Raw genomic sequence first — 25,605 nt, 5'->3', positions numbered from 1 at the left:
TGGGGAGGCAACTGTCGCCATCACAACAGGGTTGTGTGTATATCAACCCAGCTGTCAGCGGGAATATCCGTATAGTCACTGGCGACAGGGGTGACTAAACCCTCGGAACTGTTGTACACGTACTTCAGCGCCCGGACACCAATCACAAGGGTATTTGCAGCGTCTGACTCGATAGCGGCTACCAGGTGTTGTATTCCTGCCCCACCGGCAATCATCGGATTGCTGACTCTCCAGGCGGAATTTTTCGTTATGGCTGATGCGCCTGTGACCTTATATTTTCCCGTCGATTCCTTTGTCACCGTGACTTTACCTGACTGCGCATAACCGCGATTAATCGCACTCAAATTATCGTTTTGTTTAAAACCATCCTGTACCGGCGATCGGGTTGCAGCGGATATAGCATCAGAAATACGGATCACTGCTCCCAGCGTCTTGACCACGCGTCCATCATTGAGTGGGACATAGGTATTTGATGTCAATGAATTGGCGGTCTCCACATACACAATGCCTTCAGGTTCACTGGTGACGTGTTCATCATCTGAACTGTTGATGATGACTTTATCCACACCTGAATTTGCCGCATCCGTATAGCGCAGTGGAATAAACGTTGCGCCTTCATTACGTGCTGCAATTTTTGCATAAACCATCAGCATGTTGTTCGCAACATCATACACATAGCCAAATTGGGTCAGATCTGAAATGTCATGCCGGGAGTCGGATGGATCGCGCAGGTTGGTAATACGCAAAACATGCTTTGATGTAGAGGTATTCAGAGATGAAACCAGCACATCATTACACTGGATAAGATAGGTATAGATTGATTCTGCTAGCGTCCCGCCGGAGATATAAAGCCCGGTGAAGTTAGGACCGGAGCTTCTGACACCGGTCCTGATGGTGAATAATTTGACCCAATAAGGCTGACTGTTCCAGCCAGTGGGATAGACACTTCCCATTCTCAATGGCGCGATTAAATCCTTCTCCGTTAAGGCACGCGGCGCAACCACCCCAGCCCCGCCATAAGGTGCGCCGTAGTCGGTATATTGTCCGGGACCAGCAATATACATGTCAGCGGAGCCGTCAGTTTTCGGGATAAATATCAGCGAAGAATGCAGCGTATCATCCTCGGCACCGGCAAAGGGCATACGCAATATACTGCCATTCCAGGCCGCGACGCCCTGCCCATAGGGTTCACTGAACGGAATGGCGACTCTGGCCGCAGAGGGTCGACCATCTTTTGTCGCATAAGTCTGCATACGGCCGCGTTCATCAATAATTAAAGCCGCGCGGTTGTTCGGGCCGCCAAAAACCATTCCGGCGATGCCTTTGGGATCCGAAACCCCTTGTACAACATCAAACTGGCCGCGTTGTTTTACCCGTTCGAACACGGAGGCGGTTCCACTACCAACGCTCTCCTTCCCTTCACCGCGAAAGAAGTCAGCAGTCTGTTCCGCCGCCGCAGCGGGAGAGTGGCCAGCTGCCGGATGCGTATTTAACCTGGCCTCACCCGTACCTGCCGCCGAACTACGGGTTGAGAAAAGCGTGAGAACCGCTGAAGGAAGAAGCCAGTTCAAAAGATTTCTGCGTGATATCGTCATAATCAATTACTGCCTATGCTGGTAATTTTAAAAAAACTCTACAGCACGAAAAAGAGTCCCGGACATCATGGTTATAAGCCGATGGTTACTGCTGCCAGCCAATGTTATTTCCTGTTCGTCCCCATATATCGGGACTGGTGTTGGCACTTCCCGTTTTCAGCGCAGGTGAATCGATGGCGAGCTGAAGGATATTTTTTGCCTCTTTCATTCCCGCTGGAGGCACCAGGGGTACGGTGAAGCGGAATTTAGGATCGACATAGTGTAAGTCGCTGGTCGAGACCCCAGGTAAAGCCGCGGGGGCGTCAGCTGGCCAGGCTTCCGAGAAGAAAATACAATTTTTAAAAGCGTATTTAGTCAGTAAACTGCCAAACTTCGACACATGTTCCGGGCTGATGAGATCTGAATTATCCCGGTGTTTCCAGTAAAAAATACAATTTTCAAGCGTCAGAGCGGTGGCAGCAGGATTATCTTCTTTACGCGGATTGCAATAAAGAACATGGTCATTCGCCTGAGAAACAGTGTCAATGAACAGGCAATTACGCACCACGTTGTTATAGCAGTAGCGAAAACAACAGGCCTTTTTCCAGTAAATATCAGAGGTACGCTGTGTCCGCGCTACCCCATCGTTGTATGACACAATATATTCAATCACGTTATCGACACAGCCGACACCATAGGTGTGGTACAGGGTATAAGTGTCCGTGCTGAGCGGTTTATAACCGTTAGCGTTGTACCAGCTGTTAGAAAAAGGTCCCTGAACCAACATAAATGGCTTGGCGTTGTTGGTCAGATAACCCCAGCGTAACAGGCAGTTATTGCAGTGATAATCTAAATCCAGCGCATAACGATCGGGGGCGGCCGGGCCGGAACCATGCACCTCAAAATTCTGACCGGTTGCATAAGCGCACATGGTCATCCAGAGCGGGACATCAGCACGCGCCGTGGTCCAGGCTTGTGGATCTTTTACCGGGTTATAAACATTGGTGCGGTAGGAAGAATAATAAATATTATCCCAGCCTGACTCCCATTCATCGCCACGCACATCGCGGCTTTTATTTTTACTGGCGGCACCGGAAAGTAAAACACCATAGTTGACGATATTGGTGAATGAAACATCGAGGATACGTACCCCATAACTCTTGCGCTGATCGCCGTAATAGGTTGCCGGATCGGAAAGATTGGGATTACCACGAAAGAATATGCCACAGTTGATGTGGTCGCCGTAAATATCATGAATAAAGACTTTATGGGCAATATTCGTTTTGTCTCTGACAGCCAGATGAATACAGGCGACTTCTTTTGTCGGCGCTGAGCCAGAAATGGCGGCAGGATCACCAATAAAGTTGATATGGTGAATTTCCAGATTGCATACCCCGTTTTCGTCGCCCCGGACCGTGCCATATAGATAACCGCCGGTATGTTGCTCGCCGGGGGGAGAGGAAAGTTGCAACGAGTTGATATTAAAGTTCTGGAAAATGGTGTCGGTATGACGCGTGGCGGCGTCTTTAGGAAACCAGATCGGCCAGGCACCTTCGCCATAGGACGTCAGGACACTTTGCGTACCCGATCGATTGAGGAAAAAAGCGAGTAGATTCTGGCTCAGATAGGACCAGTAAAAACGCGTGCCGCGTTTGATTGAGACGGTGACCGGATGGGTAACTCCGGAGGCGATGACTTCATCCATCGAACGAAAGGGGTGCGCCAGACTCCCGTCACCACGCACAGTTGATGAGGGATCAACATAAATATACTTCATTCTGAAATACCCTGATAATGAGCGAGCCAGCAGGCACGCCCTGTAATATTTATTGGATCAGTTTTTCGAAGAACTCATAGGGAATGCCTGATGATATTTTCCTTGTAAAAACACAGCCTGAAGCTTTGATCTTCGCAAGGTCACTGCTATCAAGAGTTCTCGGATAATCCGGTCCGGTTGTCCAGTCGATATATCTTAGGGCGTCATTCAGTTTATTTTCGTCATGATAATTATCGGTCACACCGATCTGCTTGAGTGCGGTATGAAAAAAAACCTCATCAGAAATAAAGGAATGATGAAATAAATCACGATACCAATCATTGGTGTTAATAAAGGCCATTAAAGCATGCAGCGTTTTCTGGTTCAAAGAAATCCAGTTGGTACCTTTGTAAAACTGCGCAACCTTATGAGCATCCTGTTTAAAACGTCTGCTGACATAAAATGGCATGATAAGTCTGAATGTTCGTGCCTTCACCTTCTCAACAAAATTCTTATCTTTCTTATAGAAATATTTCGGGTAGTCATACCTGACTCTGAGCAGAGGATCAACATAAGTATTGCGTTGATCCTGATAATGGACCAGATTCCGCATTTCAATGGAGGATAATAAATCATTAATTTCCTGATTGTTCATGCAAGGTAGATCATCACCCGAAATCAGGAACATATAATCAAAATCAAAATTTAATGCTTCATTGAAAATTTTAATCGTAGAATCGACCAGACTGAATCCGCCCCAGGAGATGTCGACACGTTCTTTGACGAAAAAAACATTCTTCGCAGTGAAAGCCTCAAATTCCTCCATAGTGGACTTGGCGTCCACATGGATTAGGATGATATTTTCGTCGAAAGAAGATAAATAATTCACCGTATACAAAAGTGGGTTCGTAACTTTATGGCAAAGAATACAAAATATCTTCTTCATTTCTTACTCTCCTAAAGATGAAACAGCTCATTTTATGAATTCAATCAACAGGATAAGCTACACATTATCTCAGGCTACACGAACATTCTCAGGTTGATATTTACGGGTTTTGATAAACGGCTTCTGCGCTATCACATAGTGATCATCAGCAACATTGGTCATCGCTATCGCACCCGCGCCAATAACAACATTATGACCAATTTCAATATCATCACCGAGAATACAGGAATTAACACCCATCGAAACATTATCACCAATGATAAAATGTTCCGGGTATGACAGCCTGTTCCCTCCTACGGTACAACATTGTCTGATATTGAAATTCTTGCCAATCACGCAACCGCTATTGATGATAACCGAATAGGCATGCCAGATAACAAATCCGTGACCAATTTTTGTCCGGTATGAAATCTCGACACCAAACATAAACTCATTGAAGAACTTATGCATGATAACAAAGAGCAGTGTTATCGGATAAAATATCTTTACTCTCCGTGCATGCAGCGTTGCCAGCCGATACAACAGTACAACCAGCTTCGATTTGATGCCTGGATTCATTTTGATTTCTGACAACGTCAGTCTCATGCTGCGAAAAATATTCATCATTACTCACCTGATCCAGGATGGTAATTAATCCTGATTTGTTTATTGTTAAGAAAACCAAAACAGTTAATCTGAAATGTTCTGACATGTAATCTAAAGATGATCCCATTTTTGAAGAAATAATTAAACACAGTTAAAGAGATCAGTTCTGTTAATAGCGTCGCTAACGCAGCACCGTAAATGCCATAGAACCAGATGAGCGGGAGATTTAGAATCACACTGGTAAGCAGAACCAAAGGTGTTTTTTTAGATAAAAATGAATAGCCTGAATACCTGGCAATAAATCGTCCAGACACAGTCCCCAACGCCGAGAGCACGGTTGAGCCAAAGATAATTAACAAGGGAATATACGCATCCTCATATTTATCACCGTAGAAATAATCGATGAAATACCGGGCAAAAAAGAATGAAATGATAAAAACAGGTAATGATAAGGCAATGACTGTGATATTAAGCTTAGCCGTTTTGTTCAATGCTTCTTCATCATCATTTTCTGAAAAAATTGCAGGAAAAGCAGAAGTTGTAAAGGCATTGAACACAAATGACCATGCGCCTGCGAGCGTGGCTGCAACCGAGAACACCCCGACACTCCCATGACCCTCCATAAATTCCAGCCCCATCATCGAGAGTCGTGTATAGAGTGCAACTGAGATTGAGGAGATAACAAATGCCATACCGGAATAAAACAGGTATTTTGCATAACGCATCTGATTTCTCCAGACCACAGTTGGCCTGTCAATTTCCAGATGGAAAAGAAACCGTCGCAGAACATAAGGTATCAGGCCAGTCAGGATTATCGGTACACATAACCAGACGGGATCCATTTCCAGCCAGGCAATCCCCCAGCGACAAAGCAGGCTCACTACCAGGCCAATCACATTGATCAACGTGTTCTTTTTTGACTCCAGCTTTGCATCAAAGAACAGGTTATACACATCCAGCGTGGTGAATAAGCAGGCCAGACAACATGCAAAGACAAAATAGATCCCCTCTTCACCCAAACGCCACCAGGTAAATGCAATAAAGGGAATACAGAGGACAGCAAAAATCAACAACCTAAACCAGGCTGTGGTGAGTGTGATCTTAATCCCCGACTGCTGGTTCCTGCTCATCCTTTTGAAAATGATGACATCACTACCCATCTGGGCAACAATTTGCGTTATCTGAAAAATTGAAGTCGCAAACGCGATTTCTCCAAATATCTCTGGCCCTACATATTTTGCTACGAAGGACGTAACGAAAATCAGGCCAAATACAGCTATCAGCTTTTCGGATATGATCCAGAAAGCATTAGTGACCACTCGCCTGTTCACAGCAATCTCCTGTAAGAGCAAAACTGTTTCACGTCAAAAATAAATATGGTGGGATGGAAAGGTAAAGATTAAATTTTCACTCTATCAACACGATAAAGAAAGTTCAGGAACTTCTCTGGCGCAACCCGGGTGGAAACCCGAACAAGAAAAGCGGCAAGGTTGTTAACTATTGAAACCGTCTTCAGCTTTCTTTTCAGATTAAAGAGAGACGCTTCACTTTTGATGTAGTTAATGCCTCGGCGTTTCTTTAACATGCCAGAACCGACCCGGACATTCAACAGAATATCTGTTAAATTATGTGTTGTGAAATTCTCTGCGATTATTCTTAACCACAGGTTGTAGTCCTCCATAAATAAATGATGTTGATAACCACCAACCTGCTCAACTACCGACTTTTTAAAAATCACACTCATATGGTTGAATGGATTCTTAAGCCGTGAAAAGCGTTTAATATCCACATGACTTTCAGGTAAACGTTTAAGTCGTTGCTGTCCGGTTTCGTCAAACTCAATAACCGCTGCTCCCAGTAAAGCAACATCACCATTTTCTGCCAGAAATGCCATCTGTCGCTGAAAACGTTCCGGAAGACAGATATCATCTGTATCCATACGGGCGATGTATTCACAGGAACAGTGCTTCATGCCTTCCGCCAGCGCTAATCCCAACCCGATATTTTTTTCCAGTTGTACCCGCTGAACGGCGAGTTTACTTTCCCACCGTGTCACCACTTCCTCCAGTACATTATCAATAGGGCCATCGATAACCAGAATGATTTCCTTAGGCTGGAGTGTTTGCTGTTCCAGGCTGAGAAAACAACTTTCCAGATTTTCTGGTGTTTCTTTAAAGTATAAGGACATTAGTACAGAGAATTGTTGTTGTAACATACGTCACCTTTTGCTGTGTGTAATCAGTAATCATTGCAATCAAATCTCCTGATAAAGTTCGCTATAGCTAAGTGCCATTTTTTTTGCGGAATAGTTTTTCGAATAATTGTTTTTAGCGTTGACTGACAGACTGACCTTGTCGTTGAAAAAATAGTGCTCATCAAGGCAATCAATCAGCCCTGATGTTGTTTTATTAAATAAAAATCCACTTTTCTCCTCGTGAGCATCAAGGACTTCTTTATGTGGCTCGATATCTGAACAAATAAACGTTTTACCTGAAGCCATTGATTCGATAAGTGCTAATGGGAGGCCTTCAGCATGAGATGCTGAAATAAAACAATCGAAGTCTTTATAAAGATCATGGGGTTGATCAGTGCTACCATGAAAAATAATCTGATCGTTTTTGAATGTGTCACGAAGGTACGATTCATCGCTGCCTGAACCAATAATATGAAGCTCCGCGTGCTTGCCTTCACACCAGTGACTAAACGCTTCGAGAATTTGCTGAACATTTTTCCTTTTGTTTAGCACGCCTAAATAAAAATAATGAACCACATTGTCATGATTCTGATTATTCTGCGAACGCGGTTGTTCCACACCATTGGGGATGGCAGTCACCTGCTTCATCGCGTGGTGACTTACGCAATGTCTCATAACCGCATAGGAACAGGCAACTTTATGGAAATGACGGATCATGAAGCGTCCGACCAGACCTTCAAGCATTCCTTTAACGAACCCTTTGGTCTGAACGAAATCGACTTCAAAGTAATTATGTATCGTAGTGACCTGCGGAGCTGAAACGAACGATAAATAATTGAAGATGTCCGAAACTGTGCAATGACTATGTACGACCGAAAAGCCGCCTTTTCTGATAAAAGTCAGAGCCTGTAATACGGCTGTCCGTTTGAAAATAGTCACTTTAGCGCGTGTAGCAAACTCCCCTTTACGTTCGCCATCATTAAGAGCCAGAACTTCGATGTCATAAAACACAGGTAAATTTTTTATTATAGTGAGACATACGTTTACGGGACCCGCGTTTTTCAGACTCGGGACAATAAAAAGGATCTTATTTTTCATTTTATGGTGTCTTTTTAAAAAATGAATAAAGTTATCTATGTTTTATCCAGTACCCGTCATAGTCGATATCGTTGAGGTACTTATCAAAATCTTTCTCGGTATAACTCAGCAGAAACACCGGGCTTGTCCAGGCGTAAGACCATAAGCCGCCCATCGATAATGTCCTTCGCTGCGTATAGATATTGATAACAATCAGACTAAGCAGAGCGAATGCGACCAGAAAATTCCTGAGCAGAATGCGAAATTTTGCCGAGTTGATTCCCGCTGAAAATAAATAGACATAGCAAATCCTGATCGCCAGCAGATACTGCGCAATATTGAGATAGCGTCCCATCGCCGTGTATGAAATTGACATAATAAAACAGCAGGGAATAAATAGGTTCAGGAACCGGTCGAACCCTTTCACTTCACTTCTGCTCAGAAGGTAGAAAACTAAAGAACCTAACCCAAGCAAACGGGTAATAAACGCCACAGCGATGGTATTACTATCGTTTGGTGTGGCACTAAAGGACCCATCAACATACCCTCCCATCGCGTAATCGCCAATCCCCATAAAAGCGATGCTGGGCAGAATCGAGCGCAACGCCACTGCACTCAAAAGCCAGAAAAATATGCTGAGTGGCAGTACATATTTCTTTTCAACTTTAACCACAAGGCTGGCCAGAAAAATCAATAGCACAAACATCATGGAAAAATGCATCAGTACCGCAAGTGTGACAAATACACCACACCGCAACTTGCTGCGGCTGTAATAACAGGTGACAGCGTAAATCATAAATACCAGTGAGGCCCCGTAGCGGATGCCCAACACCAGGTTCAGGATATTGAGAGTTGAAAATATTGTAAAATAGGTTAACGCGAGTCTTCCGGAAGAGATCGAGCGACTCTCATTTTCTTTGTTTTTTATCAGCGTTACATTTCTGAAAGATGCCAGCAATAAATAGCACATCACTCCGCCATAAAAAGCAGGAATGAAAAAGAAAGGTATTTTCAGCAACTGAAATATCCAGCCATTCACATAAAGCAGAACATCCGTATGCGCACCGGCAATATCTGAAAATCGCGTCCCCGGACCATATGCGCTGATCTCAAGATAACGCCGGTAGAGATCACCTAATGGCGGGATCTTAATCAGCAGGAAGAAATAGAACATCGACATAACAAAAAATGGCAAGCGGTTCATTCCTTTTTTATCCAGAGAAAAAAAGGACAGCACCAAACCACCCAATGGAATAGTCATGCTCATGGCTAAGCTCAGGGGCATTAGCTTATTCATTCTCATAGTCATGAGAGTACCTTAGATTGTTGTCACAAATTCACTTACTTCTGGATGCCAATAAGCTTTCTGACCTTATGTTTAGCCAGAATCAGCAGGTTATCTATGCCAGGATAGTTGATAAATTCTTTGAAATTTATTTCATCTTTCCTGTTTTGTTTATCCTGAAAATAAAGTGAGTTAAGGTGCTGACGGCTCAAGTGTGCTTTATGCGTTGCGATGAATTTCTGATAGCCCTGCCATGCTTTGCTTCCGGTGGTAATACGCGGCCGGTCATCCTCAATATTTACCACATAAGTTGCATCATTCATTCTGTAACAGGCACCGTAGCGCAGAATCATACGATACCAGAGGTCATAATCCTGCCAGGCCGGGAAACTGGTATCAAAACCTCCGATATTTTTCATCATCGTTGTCCTGATGAAAACCTGGTTACCCACCCAGTTTTTAAAACCCATCATATTCAGCGTGACATCACCGGTGTATTCTTTCCATTTACGCTCGATATCACGGTTTTTGAAGATCATATTGGCGCACAGGAACGATTTATTCAGCCTTCTGCTGGCTTCAACAAAGTTAGCTACCCTTGCACTGAGGAAATAATCATCATCATCAAGGCCAGTGATAAACTCACCTTTTGCAATTTCAATACAGCGATTGCGGGCATAACAGGCCCCCATTGGCACGTCATTTTTCAGATAAACGATCCGATTATCACTCTTTTGCATCTCCCCTATTACAGCTTCGGTATCGTCTGATGAACCATCATCACAAATAATAATTTCCAGATTTTTATAGGTCTGATTTTGGACGGATGCTATTGCGCTCTTGACCAGTGACGAACGGTTATGCGTGGGAATATAAACTGTCACCAGTGGTTGTGCTGCGTGTTTAGCATTCATAATCTTATCTCCATGCATAATCAACATGCACTTTCGTTTTTTATGTGAAAAGTTGCTGTTTAAATTGAATTCACCAGTTCCCGGTTATCCAGGCTGCGTAATTATTCGCGAAAAATCATTGTTAACCTTTCCCTACGGATTCATAAGAATATTGGATATCGCTGTAGCTGTAATAACCATTGGCACGGATTTTCGCCCCATTCAGAATAAAGCCATTAACGGTAATACCGTTGCGTTCAAAACGTCGCTGGCTGATTTCAATTTCCTTTAACGTATTTTTTGCACATCGCACGACTATCATGGTTGTTCCGGCATAGGTACCAATAATTTCCGCATCCGTAACCGCCAGAACCGGTGGAGTATCTACCACCACTAAATCGTAATTTTTCTCTGCCCAGCGCATTAGCTCACCAAATCTTTTGCTCATCAGGAGCTCAGTAAAACCCTGAACAACTTTTCCACGTCCGATAAAATGCAGACTGTCACTAATTTCAGCAGGCAGGATTGATGAAATCGGATAATCCGCAGTGAGTATCTCCGATAGCCCTGCATTCCCCTGAATATTGAAGATCTGATGCGCTGTTCCCCTTCTTAAATCCGCATCAATCAACAACACTTTTTTCCCGGCTTGTGCCATCACCGCACTGAAGTTGGTACTGACAAAGGTTTTCCCTGCGCTCGCACTGGCACCGGAAATCATCAGAATATTATTGCGAGCTTCAAGCATGGCGAAATACAGGTTAGTGCGCAGGCTGCGCATCGCCTCAATTGCCAGATCGCCGGGATTTTCCCGAAGCAGAAAAGCCGATGACTTTTGATAAGTTTTTTTCCGGTTTCTCTTTTCCAGCCATTCTGAAAACGGAATGCTGGCATACACCGCCAGTCCCCGTTGTTCCAGCTCATCTGCAGCTTCCACCGCTTTATTCATCGCTATTCTGATAAAAATAACCGTCGCTGAAACAAAAAGCCCCAGCAGCAACCCCTGCACAACAATAATCAGTTTTTGTAATGAAAGTGAGTCGGAATCATCTGCCGCGCTATCGACGATACGTACATTGCCAATCGCTCCGGAGACCGCGACTTTAAGTTCCTGCTGCCTGGCCAGTAACCGCATGTAAATTTCGTGCTTAGAATCCACGTTGCGCGTCAGACGCAATATCTCCTGCTGGATAAGTGGCATCGCGGAAATTTTCTCATTCAACTTCGCTTTCGCTGTCAGCAGCGTATTACGTTTATCGAGCAGGATCTTATAAGCCGGATGATCCCGGGTATAAAGCTGTGCGATTTCAGATTCGCTGATGGTGAGGTCATTCAGCTGGCTATCAATAGCGACCGACTGGTCGAGAACTGACTGCGCTTCTAACGGCAGATCAATCGTCCCATTCATCTCCCTGGCAGCATTGAGTTTATCTTCAAAGTGATCTAAATCACTGCGGACAATCGGCAGTTGCTGATCTAAATACGCCAGGCTTTGACTATCCTGCGCAGACTGCTCGCTGATATTCTGGCTCAGATAATGCGATGCAATATTGTCCAGAATCTTAATGGTTTCGCTGCGGCTATTACCTGTTAGTGTCAGGTTCAGCATGCCGCTATTTATAACAGGGTCCAGTACCGTCAGATTACGCATCACCGCGTTGATTGCATTCAACCGTGAGGTATAGGTTGCGATAAATTGCGCACCAGGCAGGGCACTCATTCTTTCTACCAGAATCTTCATCCCCGCCTGACCGGCCACCTTACCGGTTTCACCAATAAAGGATTTATTATGATAATCAACCTGGTAGTGGTGACTATCAATGACCGTTAATGTTGCCTGGTCAGTTTTATCGTCCGTTGCTCCGGGGAGATAGAGCTGGCTTACCTCCATTTCGCCCCCGGTTTCACCCGTCAACCGCGCCAGTACATTACCAATCAGAGGTAAACGCTTCGGCTGAACACTGGCCTGCAAATTCAGGTCGTCAACTGTCTCACCGATGATCTGTCTTGACTGTAACATCTTCACATCTATCGAAGAGACCGGCTTACCGTCTGGCAACAGACTGCTGCGGCCGGCCAGCACGGTGTTGGTCGGTTCTGGTTCTACCTGAATCAGCGCGTTTGCCTGGTAGGTGGCGGGCAATAGAAAGGCGTAGCCCAAAGCCATTAGCATAAAACCAGTGGTGATCCCCAGAATTAAATGACGGGAGTCAAGCAACTCTGCACAGAGTCGGTTTACCTCAATGCCATCTTCTTCTTGCCTATAAATACTCACAACGGGTTTTGTGGCCATGATTTCATCCTGTTATCTTGCTGCATAATTTACAGGCATAGCCCGCGCCACATGACAGACAGGCAAATATCTGCGGCAATCTCCAGATTGAGATATTTCGCAGTAATGGCTGCCAGTGGCGAGTGCGCCATAAAATGAATCAATGCCAGAGAGATTAACAAGGCGGCGTTAACGTGTATGCGCTGCTGTAAAGTAGTCATATAAAGTAAATCCAATCAATTACATCACTGATTATTTTAAGTGTTTGTTGTAAAAACTTTATAAATACAAAACCATCTCTTTCGCAAAAACATCATTGATAACAACTCGTTTCAATAGCGAAACCGACTGACTTTCACGGATAAGAATCCGTCCCTTATCTTATCGAGCAAACGCCATTTACTGGTTAAATCGTGAGATTGCGCCAGTGAGTAGTTCAGCGTATTGACCACCTGTATCGCTACATCAATCTTTTCCATTTTCAGCAATTCGAGCCGACTAAAAAAACCGGTATCACAACCATTCAGGGTGAAATGGTTGTCGAACACACCCGCACTTATTGCAGAAAACTTTTCCACCAAAGAACGATAGATCACCAACCCCAAACCTAATGATTTTACGTTCACTTCTGTGTTAATCGTCAAACCATCGCTGGTTTTACAAACCGAATCATTAATGATGGGAAAATAAACCTTACCATCAAGCCGACCACGAATGCTGGGTATTTGTAAATCCACGCCATGTTGATGGTAACGATCCAATCTTTTTATATATTCTTTGTTCAGAATGCTGTCATCATCAAAAAATATGAATCTTTCATATCTGTCATTCATCCTGATGACATTGTTGCACACTTCCCCGAGTGGCAGGTCACCAATCGACTCTTTAATATCGATACTATTCACAAAAAAGCCCAGCGTATGAATAAAGTCTTTATCAAATTGTAATGGATTCGGTCCCCTATTGATGATCAGAAGATCGGTATCAGCGTAGGTTCTGTTCATCATGCAATTCAGTACTTGTGAGTCTTTATAATTTTTACCGCTTAAAATTACGACGAAAATTGTTTTACGCATAGGAAACCCTTAACTATTGAGTTTAGCGTTTAGAAGCAGCCACTTTTTCGGGACGACAATGTCATTTACCCGCAGCGATTATCCATTTTTGTTTTCCGCATATGCGTAGTTATATTGGCTATATCCGTAGACATAATAACTACTGGCCTTATTGACCACACCATTAAGAATGCATCCTTTAATTTCCACCCCTGCACTTTCGAAACGTTTAATACTGACGTCAACTTCCTTGAGCGTGTTGACCTCAAAACGTGCCACCAGCATGGATGTACCTGCATGGCGTCCAATAATTGCTGCATCAGTCACGGCCAGAATGGGGGCGGTATCGACAAGAACCAGATCATAATTACTGGATGCCCATGCTAAAAATCTTTCAAATCTGTAATGTGACAATAATTCCGCAGGGTTAGGTGGAATGCTCCCGCGACATATAAAATCGAAGCCGACGCAGGGAATCTTCTTATCTAACTCGTCAGGGTTGACGTTGCCACTGATAATGTCTGACAGCCCTTTCGTGCCTTTATGGTTGAACAGTTTATGGACATAGCCTCTGCGCATATCGGCATCAATAAATAAAACTCTCTTGCCTGACTGAGCCATCACCGCCGCTAAGTTACTGGCGATAAATGTCTTACCCGCATGTTGTGTGGGACCCGAGATCATCAGAACATTATTTCTCGCCTGCAGCATGGCAAAGTAAAGGCTGGTGCGCAGGCTGCGCAATGCTTCAATAGCGATATCAGCAGGATTTTCGATCGCCAGGAACTTGCTCTCTGCGACGGAGCTTTTCCCTTTGAAGCGTTTTACTTTCCCGCTGTTATTCAGCTTACTTAGCCATTCGGACATAGGGACACTGGCATACACGCTAATACCCTGTTCTTCCAACTGCTCAGGAGATTCAATTCTGCGGCGCAGCAGAATTTTCAGCACGATCACAAGGAGTGCAAACATCAAACCTAAAAGCAGACCAGTGACAACCACCATCGGTTTTTGTGGCTGGACGGGTTTCGGTTGCGTGACGGCCGAATCAATAATACGTACATTGCCGATAACGCTGTTCTTCGAAATATCCAGCTCCTGTTGACGATTGATCAGTTGCATGTAAACTGCGCGGCCAGAATCCACATCGCGGCTCAGGCGTTCAACTTCCTGCTGGGTAGCGGGCATTTCTGCGGCGCGCTTATTCAGGTTATCGCGTTCCTGCAATAAGGTCTGACGCTTTTCAAGTAGCGTCTTATAGGTTGGATGACCTTTGGTATACAGCTTGGAAATATCCGCTTCGAGGAAAGTCAGCTCATTCAGCTGGCTATCGACATTCACCATCTGATCAAGCAGGGATTTTGCTTCCAGCGATAAATCCACTGAATCTTTCTGGCTACGATAATGATTCAGTTTATCTTCGGCGGCATCGAGGTCACTACGCACCTGGGGCAGTTGCTGGCCGATAAAATTGAGACTTTGCGAATCCTGGGCCGATTGTCGGATGACGTTCTGATCTAAATAGTTCTGGGTGATATTGTTGAGGGTCGAAGCTGCCCAGGCTTTGTCGTCACTGCTCAATCTCAGCAGCAGGATCCCGGTATCTTTCCCCTGGTCCTCGACACTGAATGCATCCTGCAGGTTAGCAATGGCGGCCAGACGTGAGAGCCAGGTAATAGTAAATTGGGTACCCGGTTGCGCGTTCATCGCGTCAACATTCAGTGCAATGCCATCACGGGTAATGAGTTTTCCCACTTCACCATCAAACTGAACGTTGTCACCCGCAACGTGAAAGCGGTTGTTATCCAGAACCGTCAAGGTAATACGCGGGACGCCAGCAGAAGTTCGCGGCATATATAACCGGTTGATGCTGATTTTACCCGGCACCTCTCCGGTCATCCTCGCCCAGCCGCGGCCAAAGATGGGAAAATAGTTCTGGCTAATGACGGCCTGTAAATTCAAATCATCAACAGTTTTCCCCAGGATCATCCGCGATTGCAGCAAGGCTATTTCGGGTTTGGCAACTGACTGAGTATCCGGCAGTATCTGGTTAATACTTTCAAGGATGGCATTACCCTGATTTTTCTCAATCCGGACCATCGCATTTGCCTGATAAACCGGCGTGGCAAATAACGCATAGGTTATGGCAATCATGGTAGAAACGATTACCGCACCAATAATCAATTTACGATGATCGAGCAGCTCACCGTATGCGCGCCCCAAATCGATTTCATCTGATTCGGCGGTGACGATTTTATGTTTGATAGCCGTTGTCATGCCATGATTCCTGTGTAATCAGCCAGTGAGCCTTTTTGCCCCACGTTTACAGGCCTGATCGATAAGTTGATAAACGGTTCGCAAGCTTCCGTGTTTTGGTGCCAGGGATTGTTAACGACCCGCTGGCCTAACCCGTGCCCAAATAGCATGATTTTTTCCTCTTACCTGAGGCGAACGCGCAACCATCAGCACATCACGAATGCCGATACGGTAGGGATATTTTATAATTTCACCTTCCAGCTATTGTCTGGAAATCACCGTTTCGGCTGCAATGACTCTATTAATTATTGGTATCAATGGATTGGTAGCCAGATATTTTTCGCCACACTGTTTTCATCCATTTACTTAACCCATTATTTACTACTCACCGGTAAAAAATGTTCAGGAACCAGGACGCAGGCAGAAAAAATAAAATAGAGATCGCCATACCAGATAGCCTGCAAGAAAATGTCTTCGTCCTGGATGGCACTATCTGCCTATTAAGTTGAAAAGAATATAGCCTCTTTCCGAAAATACAAGAAATGCTGACATCGCAGAGTAAATAACAACCTGCTCCTGACATCTAACCATCGTTTACCAGCAGGTTGCATTTCTTTCCATAGAATAGATTGCCGGGTAATAAAACAGAGACGCCCGGCATATAAAAATGACTAACCTTCGGTTTTTAAAGAGAGAATTTTTGGGAATTTTGATGCTTTTAGGAATTAATCCATAACGACATTAGATGCACTGAATATTCTCTTTGCACAACAATTCGCCGAACATATCGGCTTTTTCAGGCATCCATGAGACGGTATTTGATTTAGTGATTATCTTATAGCGATTGTGGGAAAGAGGTGATAGGCCTTGATATGACAGGGTATGCAGGCTCAAGGCCATGAGGTGATAAATCTCAAAAAAACCATCTGACAACAGAGTGTTACAATTCGCCGAATTGAATGAGACTCAGGTCAAAACTGATCGGGAAGATAATGTCTTCAGCTTCCTGTTTCCGGGGATTTTACGCGCTTATTACCCCCACTCTAAAGTAGTCATCGTTGACTATTGCACTCCCATGTATCCGCAGCCATAGCGATTCTTATCTGGTGTCCATTCGATATCCCTCGCTCTCATTACTTTATTTCCTTTTAATGTTTAATTAACTGTCGTTGCGATTTATCTTAATAGCATGCTTTATAACAAGGTCATGCCTATACCCACGTCATTTAGGTTATGAATGAACATTAATGGATTTTAATAACCCCTGTCTCGCATTCATGATTTATTGTTAAGTAATATCATTATGCCTGGCTAAGCGTCGTTTATCTGCGGTAAATAAAATCGTCCCTGAAGCCGGTAAGGGAGAAGTGTCTTGCAGATCGTTCCTCTGAACGCAACATCTTCATAATTTTTCCACCAGCGATTTTAATTGCGCAATGACAGATTCTTTCTCATCCCCGGTATCTCCTACGCAAGGCCAGGTTGACTGACGGATAACCAAACGCGTCGGCAACAACTCGCGGATCCGCGGATACTGATTTCACTGCTCCCCGCCCTAAAGGGCGAGGATTCCCACTTCACTGCAACCTACCTAAGTCACTTTGAGTGGCTTTAGGATTTACAGTCGCTCCGTGGGCTAACGCGGTCAGCCCGACCGCTTTAATATGGTCCGCGTGCTTGCCGCAGTGTGTAATCAGCCATTATCGACCAGTCACGCTCTGCGCCTCCCGCCTCGACGGCCTTGCGCATCTGTTCATGTACTGCCGCCAGAGCAGGAAGCGGTGCGGCCAGGTGCTGCGCCGCCTCGCTCGCCAGACGCAGGTCTTTGAGTCCCAGCTCAGCTTTAAAACCCGGCTGGTATTTTCCTTCAGTGATGATCGCCGAATACACCTGATAGGAACGACTGCCAAACAGCGTTCCCAGCATCAACTCAAAGAAGTCACTGCGCGGCACATTATTGGCGTCCGTCAGAGCAACGGCTTCGGCCATTGATTCAATCGCCATCGCAATCATCATATTGCAGGCGATTTTGGCTGCATGTGCCCCCGGCGGGTGCTCTCCGAGCTGCCAGGTGCGCTTGCCGATTACATCCAGCACCGGCTGCAGACGTTGCAATGCCGCCGGATCGCCGGCAGCCAGGATGTTAAGCTCGCCTTTTGCGGCCACATCGGGCCGACCCAGTACGGGCGCCGCCACATAGGTGACTCCTGCCTGGTGATGGTGTTCTGCCAGCTCATGTGAAAATGCCACCGAGATGGTCGAACTCACGACATGCACAACGCCCGGTTTCGCCTGCGCGAGTACATTTCCTTCCAGCAGCACGCTGCGTATCGCCGCATCATCCGATAGCATCGTCAGCACGGCATCAGCCTGAAAGGCTTCGGCGGGCGTATCCACCATCTGCACGCCCTGCACTTCTCCACCGGAGCGGTTCCAGCACCTGACTTTATTGCCCGCAGCCACCAGGTTGAGGGCCATTGCGCGCGCCATCGCCCCCAGACCAATGATTCCTATCTCCATATCATGATCCTTCTATCTTAATGAGGTGAGAAATCGTGAAGCTTTTGACAGCGTTATGTTGTCAGCCACTCACTGATTATGGACTGACATCCTTAAAGGCAAGATTGAACTGAAATGTGAAGGCGAGTCGACTGGCGTTCACATGTGTATCAATCGGTATATTAATAACGTAAAAGTCAGCCCGTCAACATATATATCGTTTAGTATATTAGTGGGAAAGGTCCGGATGTTGAAGCTGGTACGATTGCCGCTGCTGGTAAAAAAAGCGCACTCCGGGTACCGATTGATATCAGGCTTTTCCGGCCAGCAGCGAGAATGTCCCGGACTATAGAGGCGTTGTGGGAAAACTTTGTTGATGACCAGGGTTAGCCTGAACGAAGGTTTGCCGGGGAGTGTTCCTTCAATCCGTACAGCGCATATAGGTATGCCCTATCACCGTGATAGTTAGCATGATCACAATACCCGCATTTATTGTTAATATGCTAATGGTTACCATGGTTATCATTATTCCCATCGAAGACACACTGTCTTCCACCAAACAAACTAAGGAATAAGACCATGAAAACTATCAAAGCAATGACCATCGCCGCTGCCGCCGCTCTTTCTCTGATGTCAGCTGCCAGCTTCGCACAGAGCATCTCTGTTACCGCCGATACTCTGGACGGTGCTGAAGCTCAGGTTGCCGCTCAGGCCGCGCAGCATGGCGATCAGTATAAAATTACCGAAGCCAACACCAATAACCGTGTGCACATGACCGCTGAACTGTACAAATAACAGATGGTCGCAAAAGGAAGTGCCGGAAGAGGTCGCCCCATGGGGCGGCCTTTTTCGCATCTGAACCCGTTTTAACGTTTTTCACACACCAAAAATAACGTCTGCTTCAGGGAAGTGGGTTTCTTCAACTTTCAGGCGAAAACGCCACGCAAAATCCGGATCATCCGCGCAGCGCTGTTTGAGCTGCGTCATCCGCTGGTGCCGCTGAACCATTTCATGCTGATATTCCCTTTCGATCTGCCCCTGTATTTCCAGATCATCGTTCGGAGCGGCTTGAATAATCGTTTTCCATCGGTAAATCTCTTCACGCGATACTTTCACCTTGCCATCGTCTTGCGCTTCAAGTTTAGCCTTAAGATTCTCGTAATTTTTGCGGGCTAATGGCGGCATGGCATCACGACTTATGTCGCGCTCTGTTTCCGATACCAGTGCTTCGAGTAACATCTGCTCGTTGCGGATGGCCGACTTAAACTCAGCCAGCGCCTTCTGCTTCGTACTGGCATCGTCTACGAAGCGATCCAGCGCGTTCACTCCGTCTGCAATTGCACTGAGGTGTTGAGAGAAACTTTTGCGTGGTGCTGCAGACTGCGGTTTGACTGGCCGGGTATAGCGTGGTGTCGCCGCAATAGCGTCTTTGACCTGGCTGATGGCCTGGTCGGGGGTGTTGAAAACCACTTTCGCCGGAATACGTAAAACGCCGTAACCCTCGCCAACAGAAAACTCATCACGGATGCGATCGCGCTCCTTTTGTTCCGGGGACGAGTGCCACGCAGCACCGTCAATCTCAATCACCTGGCGACCGTTCGCCAGAAAATCAAAGCGGTAGTTCCCTACGCTTACCTGCATTTCCAGCGTTAATGTGGCGGAGATTAATTTTCCGTTATCCGGTGTGAGATTAAACGCGGTAACCATCGCACGAAGAAACTGTTCTTCAGCGGGTGACTCACAACCAGCACAGAATTGACTGAGCCAGTCCTCATCGCCCGCTTTCACATCACGCCAGGTGGGCGCGGGTGGAACGCTGATGACTGAGGGGGTCTTCAAATCTTGATAGATAGTCCATATCAGCCAGCCGATAACCAGCAACATAAATGGAAAGAAGAAGCAGACGGGCAACAGCACCGCGATAATCCCAACGCGACGCCAGATGGTCTTATTTTTATTATCCTGCACACCTACACCCCTGTTGTCGTAAATCACTTATCGTTGTTTATTTGTATGCCTCTGCAATGGGCATTTTGACACGTCAATAATATTCCTGGTGGCATTATCACAGACACCCGTTTGAATATGGAGCGTTTTATGGCTCAATGACATCCTCCTCCATCCTGCTAACGAGGTTTCGCGTGCTTAACGGAATAAATCGCCTAACCATCGCCGTGAGTGATGTTAATCGATCTATTTTTTGGATCCGGATGGACACAAGCTGGAAGTTCATGACGGGGATTTGGAGAGCCGACTCAGCGCCTGCATGGCTCATCCTTATGACGGGATGGAGTTTTTCTAGTCTGGCTGAGCAGAGTTTGGCAACAATCTGATGGCGACAGGGACCGATCAGTGGTCAATCTGTGACAAGTCGTCTTCGGTCAGGCCGGTCATTTGCATCACGGTGATGCGATCCATGCCGTTCAGCAACATATTTCGGGCAACTTGACGTTTACCTTTTTGTTCACCGATCCACATACCCCGTTTGAAGCCAATTACGAATCCAATTACGAAGCCCTTCATTTCAAGTTGTTGTGCGATTGTCATCAGTTTATCCTCAAAATTTGGCACTCAGTGCGCCTGTAAATTCAATTAATGCTTCCGATAGTAAGGCAGAATATCAGGTTTAATGTGGTTACCTCCCCGTCCTGTCAGTATCAGAAAAACGGTTGTTCAGGGAGGATAGAGGCGAGGTATAGATTAGTGCTTTATCTGTGATAATTGTTCTTCGGTCAGACCGGTCATTCTCATGACGGTGCAAAGGTCCATGCCGTTCAGCAACAGACTTCGGGCAACTTTCTCGATTCCGCGTTGTTCACCTTTCTCGATTCCGCGTTGTTCGCCTTTCTCGATTCCGCGTTGTTCACCGAGCTGGATGCCCTTCTCGAAGCCCTTCTGTTCAAGCTGTTCCGCGATAGTCATCAGTTCATCCTCGAAATTTGGCACTCACTGTGCCCGTCCACCTGTAAATTCAATAAATGCCTCCGATAGTAAGGCAGAACACCAGGTTTAATGTGGTTACCTCCCCGTCCTGTCAGTATCAGAAAAACGGTTGTTCGGGGAGGATACAGGCGAGGTATAGATTAGTGCTTAATCTGTGACAGCTGTTCTTCGGTCAGACCGGTCATTCTCATGACGGTGCTACGGTCCATGCCGTTCAGCAACATATTACGGGCAACTTCGAGTTTACCTTTCTCGAAGCCCTTCTGTTCAAGTTGTTCCGCGATAGTCATCAGTTCGTCCTCGTGTTTCGGCACTTGCCGTGCCAGTTTACGTACAAAGGCTTCTGCGTTTGAAGTTTCGCCTGCCTGCACAACGTAGTTTATCAGCGAAACAAACTGCTGTCCTGTCATGGGTTTCGTCTGCAAAAGAGTGGCCAGATTATCCAGCAGCTCAGCCAGATCGCGTCGGTGAATGTGTTTCTGTATCAAAGTCAGGGCCGCCATACTGCGGTGTTCCATGATTTCAGCATCAGGAATGACGGTGACATCAACCAGCGGGAACCCCTTGTTGTAGAGCTTCCCGGCCAGAATCGGATCGCTGAATTCATCCAGCCAGCGGGTTGAATACGGATAAGGGCTGCGCTTACCGGTGTAAAACAATACCGGTATCACCAGCGGAAGTTTTTTGTGCCCGGCGTCCAGGTGGCGTTGCATGGCTGCCACTGCGTAGCGAAGAAGCCTGAAAGCCATATGTCTGTCCGGGGAAGACTGATGCTCGATGAGCACATGCACGTAGCCATCATCACCGGTTGTGGTCTTCAGACTGTAGAGAACGTCACTAAAGTAGGGACGCAGACTTTCCTCAACAAAACTTCCTGATTCCAGCTTAAGGGTTCTGAAGTCACAGACGGACTGCAGCTCTGCCGGGAGGTGAAGCTGCATGAAATCCCGGGCGGTATCGGGGTGAGTCAGAAACTGCTTAAATACAAGGTCATGCGGGGTTGGGGTGGCATTTTTCCCTCTCCTGGCTTTCCTGTACGACATGTCCTTCTCCTTGATGGGGATGGTGCTCACCTGCTATTGACGAAAAATCTGCTATGCATTTGATCTTATGGGCATTTCAATAAAGGATCCTGAACCGCAGAATTTTGATAGATTACTGGTTATTCATACAGCTTTCTGTGCGCAATGTCGGTAGTTAGGCCCCGAGATCCGCTATCGATACCCTCATATATTTCCCGCCTCAGCATTTCGTTCGCCTTATTAAGTCGGTTTTCTGGTCAGGTGGATAACGAACATCGGACGCAAAAGCAGCACTAACCGGCACACCCTGGTGCGTTGATATGCCATGTTGATTGGATACTCATGAGACAGAGAGGACGACGCGATGATCATGTTATGCAAAGCCTGCGGCACATCCTATGCGATCACCGGCACTCCCCCGGACCTATGTAAAATCTGCGAAGATGCAAGGCAGTTTGTGCCTGACACAGGACAGCAATGGGTCGATTTACCTGGCCTCCTCGCCTCACACACCAATAAGTGGCAACAACACGAAACCAGCCTCTTCAGCATCACCACCGTGCCTGATTTTGCGATTGGTCAACGCGCGTTCCTGCTGAGAACAGCGGAAGGGAATATTTTGTGGGACTGCATAGCCACTCTCGACGACGCCACGAAAACGTTAATTTCCGCGCTGGGTGGACTCAAAGCCATCGCCATATCGCATCCGCATTTCTACACCACCATGCAGGAATGGGCAGCCGAATTTGACGCCCCGGTATATCTGCACACCAGCGATCGTCAGTGGATCATGCGCGATAGCCCATATATCAGACTCTGGGAAGGCGACGCGATTAAACTGGCTGCTGACGTCACCGTCATGCATCTCGGAGGGCATTTCGCAGGTAGCTGCGTGCTGCACTGGGCGTGGGATGAAGGGATACTGCTTAGCGGGGACACTGTCCAGGTCACCCCGGGGGCGAATGCCGTCTCCTTTATGTGGAGCTACCCCAACATGCTGCCGCTACCGGCGGCAACGGTCCGGGACATCGTGCAGCGCCTGAGTGCCGTGAAGTTTGCAAGACTTTATGGTGCGTTTGAAGGAAGGAATATCACGGGAAATGCGGGGGAAATTGTACGTCGTTCAGGGGAGAAATATATCGCCTGTATCGGGGTGTGAAGCGGACATCTGGGTAGTTTAAAAAACCCACCCAGTATCTGGAAAATCAGGAGCGCAGTCAGGCGGATCTACTGATTATGGTCTCTGAGGAAAACCGTCAAAACGTCTTTGGGAGGCGTGACTCCACACTCTGAAAGTAGCCAGCCCACCGCACCGCGATGATATGTCCCGTGGAACAAAACATGATTAAGCATATCCACGGCCTTCATTTCACCCTCACCGCCGTCTACGAACTGGAACTTTATCGTAGCAGCGAGATCCTCTGCAGCCATGGCGTTAACCGCTTCGATATACCAATCTGTGCATGCGGCCATTTTACTCAGCAGCTCATCAGCAGAGGGAGTCTCCGGAGTATTGAGCGCAGTGTACCCATGCTGCTGCCCTGTCAGGTTGGCCCTGAAAATCATATCAACGACATAAATATGGTTCATCAGGCGGAGCGTCAGATGTCGTTTTTCTGCATTAGCAGAGGTGTCGACTTCTTTAATCGCTTTTAACGTTTCGATATCGATCCAGCGCTTGTATTTAAGCATTGTAACGATGGTTTGTGTGCTCATGGTCTGTTCCCGGCCTTATACATTGGTCCATCATATCAATAAGATACTGGACAATAACTTAGAATCTGCTCCAGATTAACAAACACCTTTAGAGAATCGTTGGTTATGGTCTGAAAGCAAAAATCATTTTTGATTTTCTCTCTACGGATGGCTCTTCCCGCTAAGGCACTTTTTTTGGAAACACCAGGATTTCCAGGCCAGAATCGGCGGCTGAAAGAACCAGACTACGAGAAACGCAAAAATCATCGCAATACCTGTAGAGATTATGTTTTCTCTTGAGGCGAGCAGCAGGATGGCGATGTAAATCGCCACAATTCCTATGGTTAGGCATACTGCAGCCTGGAAACGTCTTGATAAGTCACTGACCACCATATCCAGGGTCAGTTCTTTCTTAACAAGATACCGCTTTAGCTTTTGCAGGTCATTGCAGGTAAAACCAGACTGTAAAAGTTGTTCTTCACTGATTTTCATAATGTCCCTATTACTAATGCTCTTGACGAATACGTTACTTATGCAAATTTAACACTAAACCACCGTTTAACAGAAACTAACGCTAACAGCAGCAGCATTTGGACTGAGGACATTATTCAGGATGCAATCATGGACGTTAGATATCGTGAATCGGGCAGGAGCTATCTATCTGTATGGGCTGGGTCTGGCTCTTGTCCTTACGGGGTTTACTCACTGGTATCTATGGCCGTTTTCCTGATAGAAACGTCCGCTTTCAGCGCATTCAGCAACTCTTTTTCAGCGTCATTCTTATCGGATTTGCCGTCCGCTTGATGATCTAAGGGGCTAATCTACTGTCTTTCTATCAGTGCCAGTAGGAACAGATGACGCTGTGATACCTGTCCGCCACGTGCAGGTTGGTATTGCGTCATCTTGATAAATTCCGGGCTTTAAATTCATTGTTGGGTAAGATCTGGCTCAACTTTGAATTTAACTCTGTGGGAGGGGAGACTCCTCAAACACCTCGATCACCCTGCTATCTTCATCGAGACAGATAGTAATTCTACCCGGAACAATGTCCTGGATAAGAACATCACCTTTACGATGTATCTGACATACTTTTCCAAGTAAGTCCTGCACTAAAGGGCTATCCTTCTGAACCGACAATGGCCAAACAATTATGATTGACTCACCGTCTTTCAGTATCCTGGGGTTGTTCTTAATTTCCTGCGCCCAGGGCCAGGGAACTGGTCTATTATCATTCATGCCAACCTCCTGCTATCAGTAAGCGTGCAGCCAGCACCGTCTGGTTAATTTCGTCTCTCCCTGTAATTTAAGCGTCCACTTATTCCGGTTAGGTGGACACCTGATGACTGACTCTACATCTCTGACACGCCAGCGCTATACGCCCGAATTTAAGCTCCGGCTGGTTCACATGGCGCTTAAAACCCTTGAGGAAAACGGCAGCGTTGCCGCCCTGGCACGACAGCATAATGTTAACGACAACCTCCTCTTTAAATGGATGCGTCTCTGGAAAAATGAGGGCCGCGTCGCTAAGCCCCGGGGGCGTAAAACAAAAACGC

General features: G+C 46.3%; 22 protein-coding genes and 4 pseudogenes. 4 read left to right on the top strand and 22 right to left on the bottom strand.

What is annotated here, in order from left to right:
• Nucleotides 1-20: 20 nt before the first annotated feature.
• From CUN67_RS23455 to CUN67_RS23390, 15 genes and pseudogenes are all read right to left on the bottom strand, one after another.
• A complete protein-coding gene (locus CUN67_RS23455; RefSeq protein WP_208717892.1) occupies nucleotides 21-1,595 on the bottom strand; it encodes a hypothetical protein in 1,575 nt (524 codons plus the stop codon).
• 85 nt (nucleotides 1,596-1,680) lie between these two features.
• Nucleotides 1,681-3,351, bottom strand: a complete 1,671-nt coding sequence (locus CUN67_RS23450; protein WP_208717891.1) for a hypothetical protein — start codon at nucleotides 3,349-3,351, stop codon at nucleotides 1,681-1,683.
• A 49-nt stretch (nucleotides 3,352-3,400) separates the two neighbouring features.
• Nucleotides 3,401-4,276, bottom strand: a complete 876-nt coding sequence (locus CUN67_RS23445; protein WP_208717890.1) for a beta-1,6-N-acetylglucosaminyltransferase — start codon at nucleotides 4,274-4,276, stop codon at nucleotides 3,401-3,403.
• Between the two features lie 69 nt (nucleotides 4,277-4,345).
• The gene (locus tag CUN67_RS23440; protein WP_208717889.1) at nucleotides 4,346-4,882 is read right to left on the bottom strand and encodes a serine acetyltransferase; all 537 of its coding nucleotides are present in this window, start codon (nucleotides 4,880-4,882) and stop codon (nucleotides 4,346-4,348) included.
• Nucleotides 4,882-6,192, bottom strand: coding sequence for a flippase (locus CUN67_RS23435; protein WP_208717888.1), 1,311 nt, complete (start codon nucleotides 6,190-6,192; stop codon nucleotides 4,882-4,884). The genes CUN67_RS23440 and CUN67_RS23435 overlap by 1 nt, the downstream gene beginning before the upstream one ends.
• A 68-nt stretch (nucleotides 6,193-6,260) precedes the next feature.
• Entirely contained in the window at nucleotides 6,261-7,076 is an 816-nt protein-coding gene (locus CUN67_RS23430; protein ID WP_208717887.1) for a glycosyltransferase, read from the bottom strand.
• Nucleotides 7,077-7,115: 39 nt separating this feature from the next.
• Nucleotides 7,116-8,153, bottom strand: coding sequence for a glycosyltransferase family 4 protein (locus CUN67_RS23425; protein WP_208717886.1), 1,038 nt, complete (start codon nucleotides 8,151-8,153; stop codon nucleotides 7,116-7,118).
• A gap of 31 nt (nucleotides 8,154-8,184) precedes the next feature.
• Nucleotides 8,185-9,429: a hypothetical protein gene (locus CUN67_RS23420; RefSeq protein ID WP_208717885.1), complete on the bottom strand. Its 1,245-nt coding sequence runs from the start codon at nucleotides 9,427-9,429 to the stop codon at nucleotides 8,185-8,187.
• 44 nt (nucleotides 9,430-9,473) lie between these two features.
• Nucleotides 9,474-10,331 (bottom strand): glycosyltransferase, encoded by an 858-nt coding sequence (locus CUN67_RS23415; RefSeq protein WP_208717884.1) that lies wholly within the window; start codon nucleotides 10,329-10,331, stop codon nucleotides 9,474-9,476.
• Between the two features lie 121 nt (nucleotides 10,332-10,452).
• Nucleotides 10,453-12,603, bottom strand: a complete 2,151-nt coding sequence (locus tag CUN67_RS23410; protein WP_208717883.1) for a polysaccharide biosynthesis tyrosine autokinase — start codon at nucleotides 12,601-12,603, stop codon at nucleotides 10,453-10,455.
• A gap of 29 nt (nucleotides 12,604-12,632) precedes the next feature.
• The gene (locus tag CUN67_RS23405) at nucleotides 12,633-12,803 is read right to left on the bottom strand and encodes a hypothetical protein (RefSeq protein WP_208717882.1); all 171 of its coding nucleotides are present in this window, start codon (nucleotides 12,801-12,803) and stop codon (nucleotides 12,633-12,635) included.
• Nucleotides 12,804-12,914: 111 nt separating this feature from the next.
• On the bottom strand, nucleotides 12,915-13,658 hold the full coding sequence (locus CUN67_RS23400) for a hypothetical protein (protein ID WP_208717881.1): 744 nt from the start codon (nucleotides 13,656-13,658) through the stop codon (nucleotides 12,915-12,917).
• A gap of 78 nt (nucleotides 13,659-13,736) precedes the next feature.
• Nucleotides 13,737-15,914 (bottom strand): polysaccharide biosynthesis tyrosine autokinase, encoded by a 2,178-nt coding sequence (locus tag CUN67_RS23395; RefSeq protein WP_208717880.1) that lies wholly within the window; start codon nucleotides 15,912-15,914, stop codon nucleotides 13,737-13,739.
• A gap of 1,381 nt (nucleotides 15,915-17,295) precedes the next feature.
• Nucleotides 17,296-17,421: pseudogene (locus CUN67_RS30465) on the bottom strand (LacI family DNA-binding transcriptional regulator); the annotation flags it as partial.
• 131 nt (nucleotides 17,422-17,552) lie between these two features.
• Complete coding sequence (locus CUN67_RS23390; RefSeq protein WP_208717879.1) at nucleotides 17,553-18,413, bottom strand: NAD(P)-dependent oxidoreductase; 861 nt, start codon at nucleotides 18,411-18,413, stop codon at nucleotides 17,553-17,555.
• A gap of 558 nt (nucleotides 18,414-18,971) precedes the next feature.
• On the opposite strand from CUN67_RS23390, the gene CUN67_RS23385 reads away from it, so the two are divergent.
• Nucleotides 18,972-19,187 carry a YdgH/BhsA/McbA-like domain containing protein gene (locus tag CUN67_RS23385; RefSeq protein ID WP_084872098.1) on the top strand — a complete coding sequence of 72 codons (216 nt, stop codon included), beginning with the start codon at nucleotides 18,972-18,974 and terminating at the stop codon, nucleotides 19,185-19,187.
• Between the two features lie 81 nt (nucleotides 19,188-19,268).
• Here CUN67_RS23385 and CUN67_RS23380 read toward each other — a convergent pair whose 3' ends face one another.
• Complete coding sequence (locus tag CUN67_RS23380) at nucleotides 19,269-20,387, bottom strand: endonuclease domain-containing protein (protein WP_217621315.1); 1,119 nt, start codon at nucleotides 20,385-20,387, stop codon at nucleotides 19,269-19,271.
• Between the two features lie 193 nt (nucleotides 20,388-20,580).
• Here CUN67_RS23380 and CUN67_RS30455 point away from each other — a divergent pair.
• A pseudogene (locus CUN67_RS30455) lies at nucleotides 20,581-20,694 on the top strand (glutathione transferase); the annotation flags it as partial.
• Nucleotides 20,695-20,741: 47 nt separating this feature from the next.
• Here the strand turns inward: CUN67_RS30455 and CUN67_RS23375 are convergent.
• From CUN67_RS23375 to CUN67_RS23365, 3 genes and pseudogenes are all read right to left on the bottom strand, one after another.
• A complete protein-coding gene (locus CUN67_RS23375; protein ID WP_208717877.1) occupies nucleotides 20,742-20,939 on the bottom strand; it encodes an Rpn family recombination-promoting nuclease/putative transposase in 198 nt (65 codons plus the stop codon).
• A 153-nt stretch (nucleotides 20,940-21,092) separates the two neighbouring features.
• Nucleotides 21,093-21,338, bottom strand: a pseudogene (locus CUN67_RS23370) (ISNCY family transposase); the annotation flags it as partial.
• 137 nt (nucleotides 21,339-21,475) lie between these two features.
• On the bottom strand, nucleotides 21,476-22,378 hold the full coding sequence (locus CUN67_RS23365) for an Rpn family recombination-promoting nuclease/putative transposase (protein ID WP_208717875.1): 903 nt from the start codon (nucleotides 22,376-22,378) through the stop codon (nucleotides 21,476-21,478).
• A 343-nt stretch (nucleotides 22,379-22,721) separates the two neighbouring features.
• On the opposite strand from CUN67_RS23365, the gene CUN67_RS23360 reads away from it, so the two are divergent.
• A complete protein-coding gene (locus CUN67_RS23360; protein WP_208717874.1) occupies nucleotides 22,722-23,516 on the top strand; it encodes an MBL fold metallo-hydrolase in 795 nt (264 codons plus the stop codon).
• 68 nt (nucleotides 23,517-23,584) lie between these two features.
• On the opposite strand, the gene CUN67_RS23355 is transcribed toward CUN67_RS23360, so the two are convergent.
• From CUN67_RS23355 to CUN67_RS23345, 3 genes are all read right to left on the bottom strand, one after another.
• Complete coding sequence (locus CUN67_RS23355; RefSeq protein ID WP_208717873.1) at nucleotides 23,585-24,073, bottom strand: DinB family protein; 489 nt, start codon at nucleotides 24,071-24,073, stop codon at nucleotides 23,585-23,587.
• A gap of 141 nt (nucleotides 24,074-24,214) precedes the next feature.
• On the bottom strand, nucleotides 24,215-24,544 hold the full coding sequence (locus CUN67_RS23350; protein ID WP_208717872.1) for a hypothetical protein: 330 nt from the start codon (nucleotides 24,542-24,544) through the stop codon (nucleotides 24,215-24,217).
• A 468-nt stretch (nucleotides 24,545-25,012) separates the two neighbouring features.
• Nucleotides 25,013-25,288, bottom strand: a complete 276-nt coding sequence (locus tag CUN67_RS23345; RefSeq protein ID WP_208717871.1) for a hypothetical protein — start codon at nucleotides 25,286-25,288, stop codon at nucleotides 25,013-25,015.
• A gap of 103 nt (nucleotides 25,289-25,391) precedes the next feature.
• Here CUN67_RS23345 and CUN67_RS30700 point away from each other — a divergent pair.
• Nucleotides 25,392-25,520: pseudogene (locus tag CUN67_RS30700) on the top strand (transposase); the annotation flags it as partial.
• Between the last annotated feature and the right edge of the window lie 85 nt (nucleotides 25,521-25,605).

The organism is Pantoea cypripedii, assembly GCF_011395035.1.
Lineage (GTDB): Bacteria > Pseudomonadota > Gammaproteobacteria > Enterobacterales > Enterobacteriaceae > Pantoea > Pantoea cypripedii_A.
Note: the sequence above shows the minus strand (reverse complement) of the source record. Positions and strands in the feature narration are given on the sequence as shown.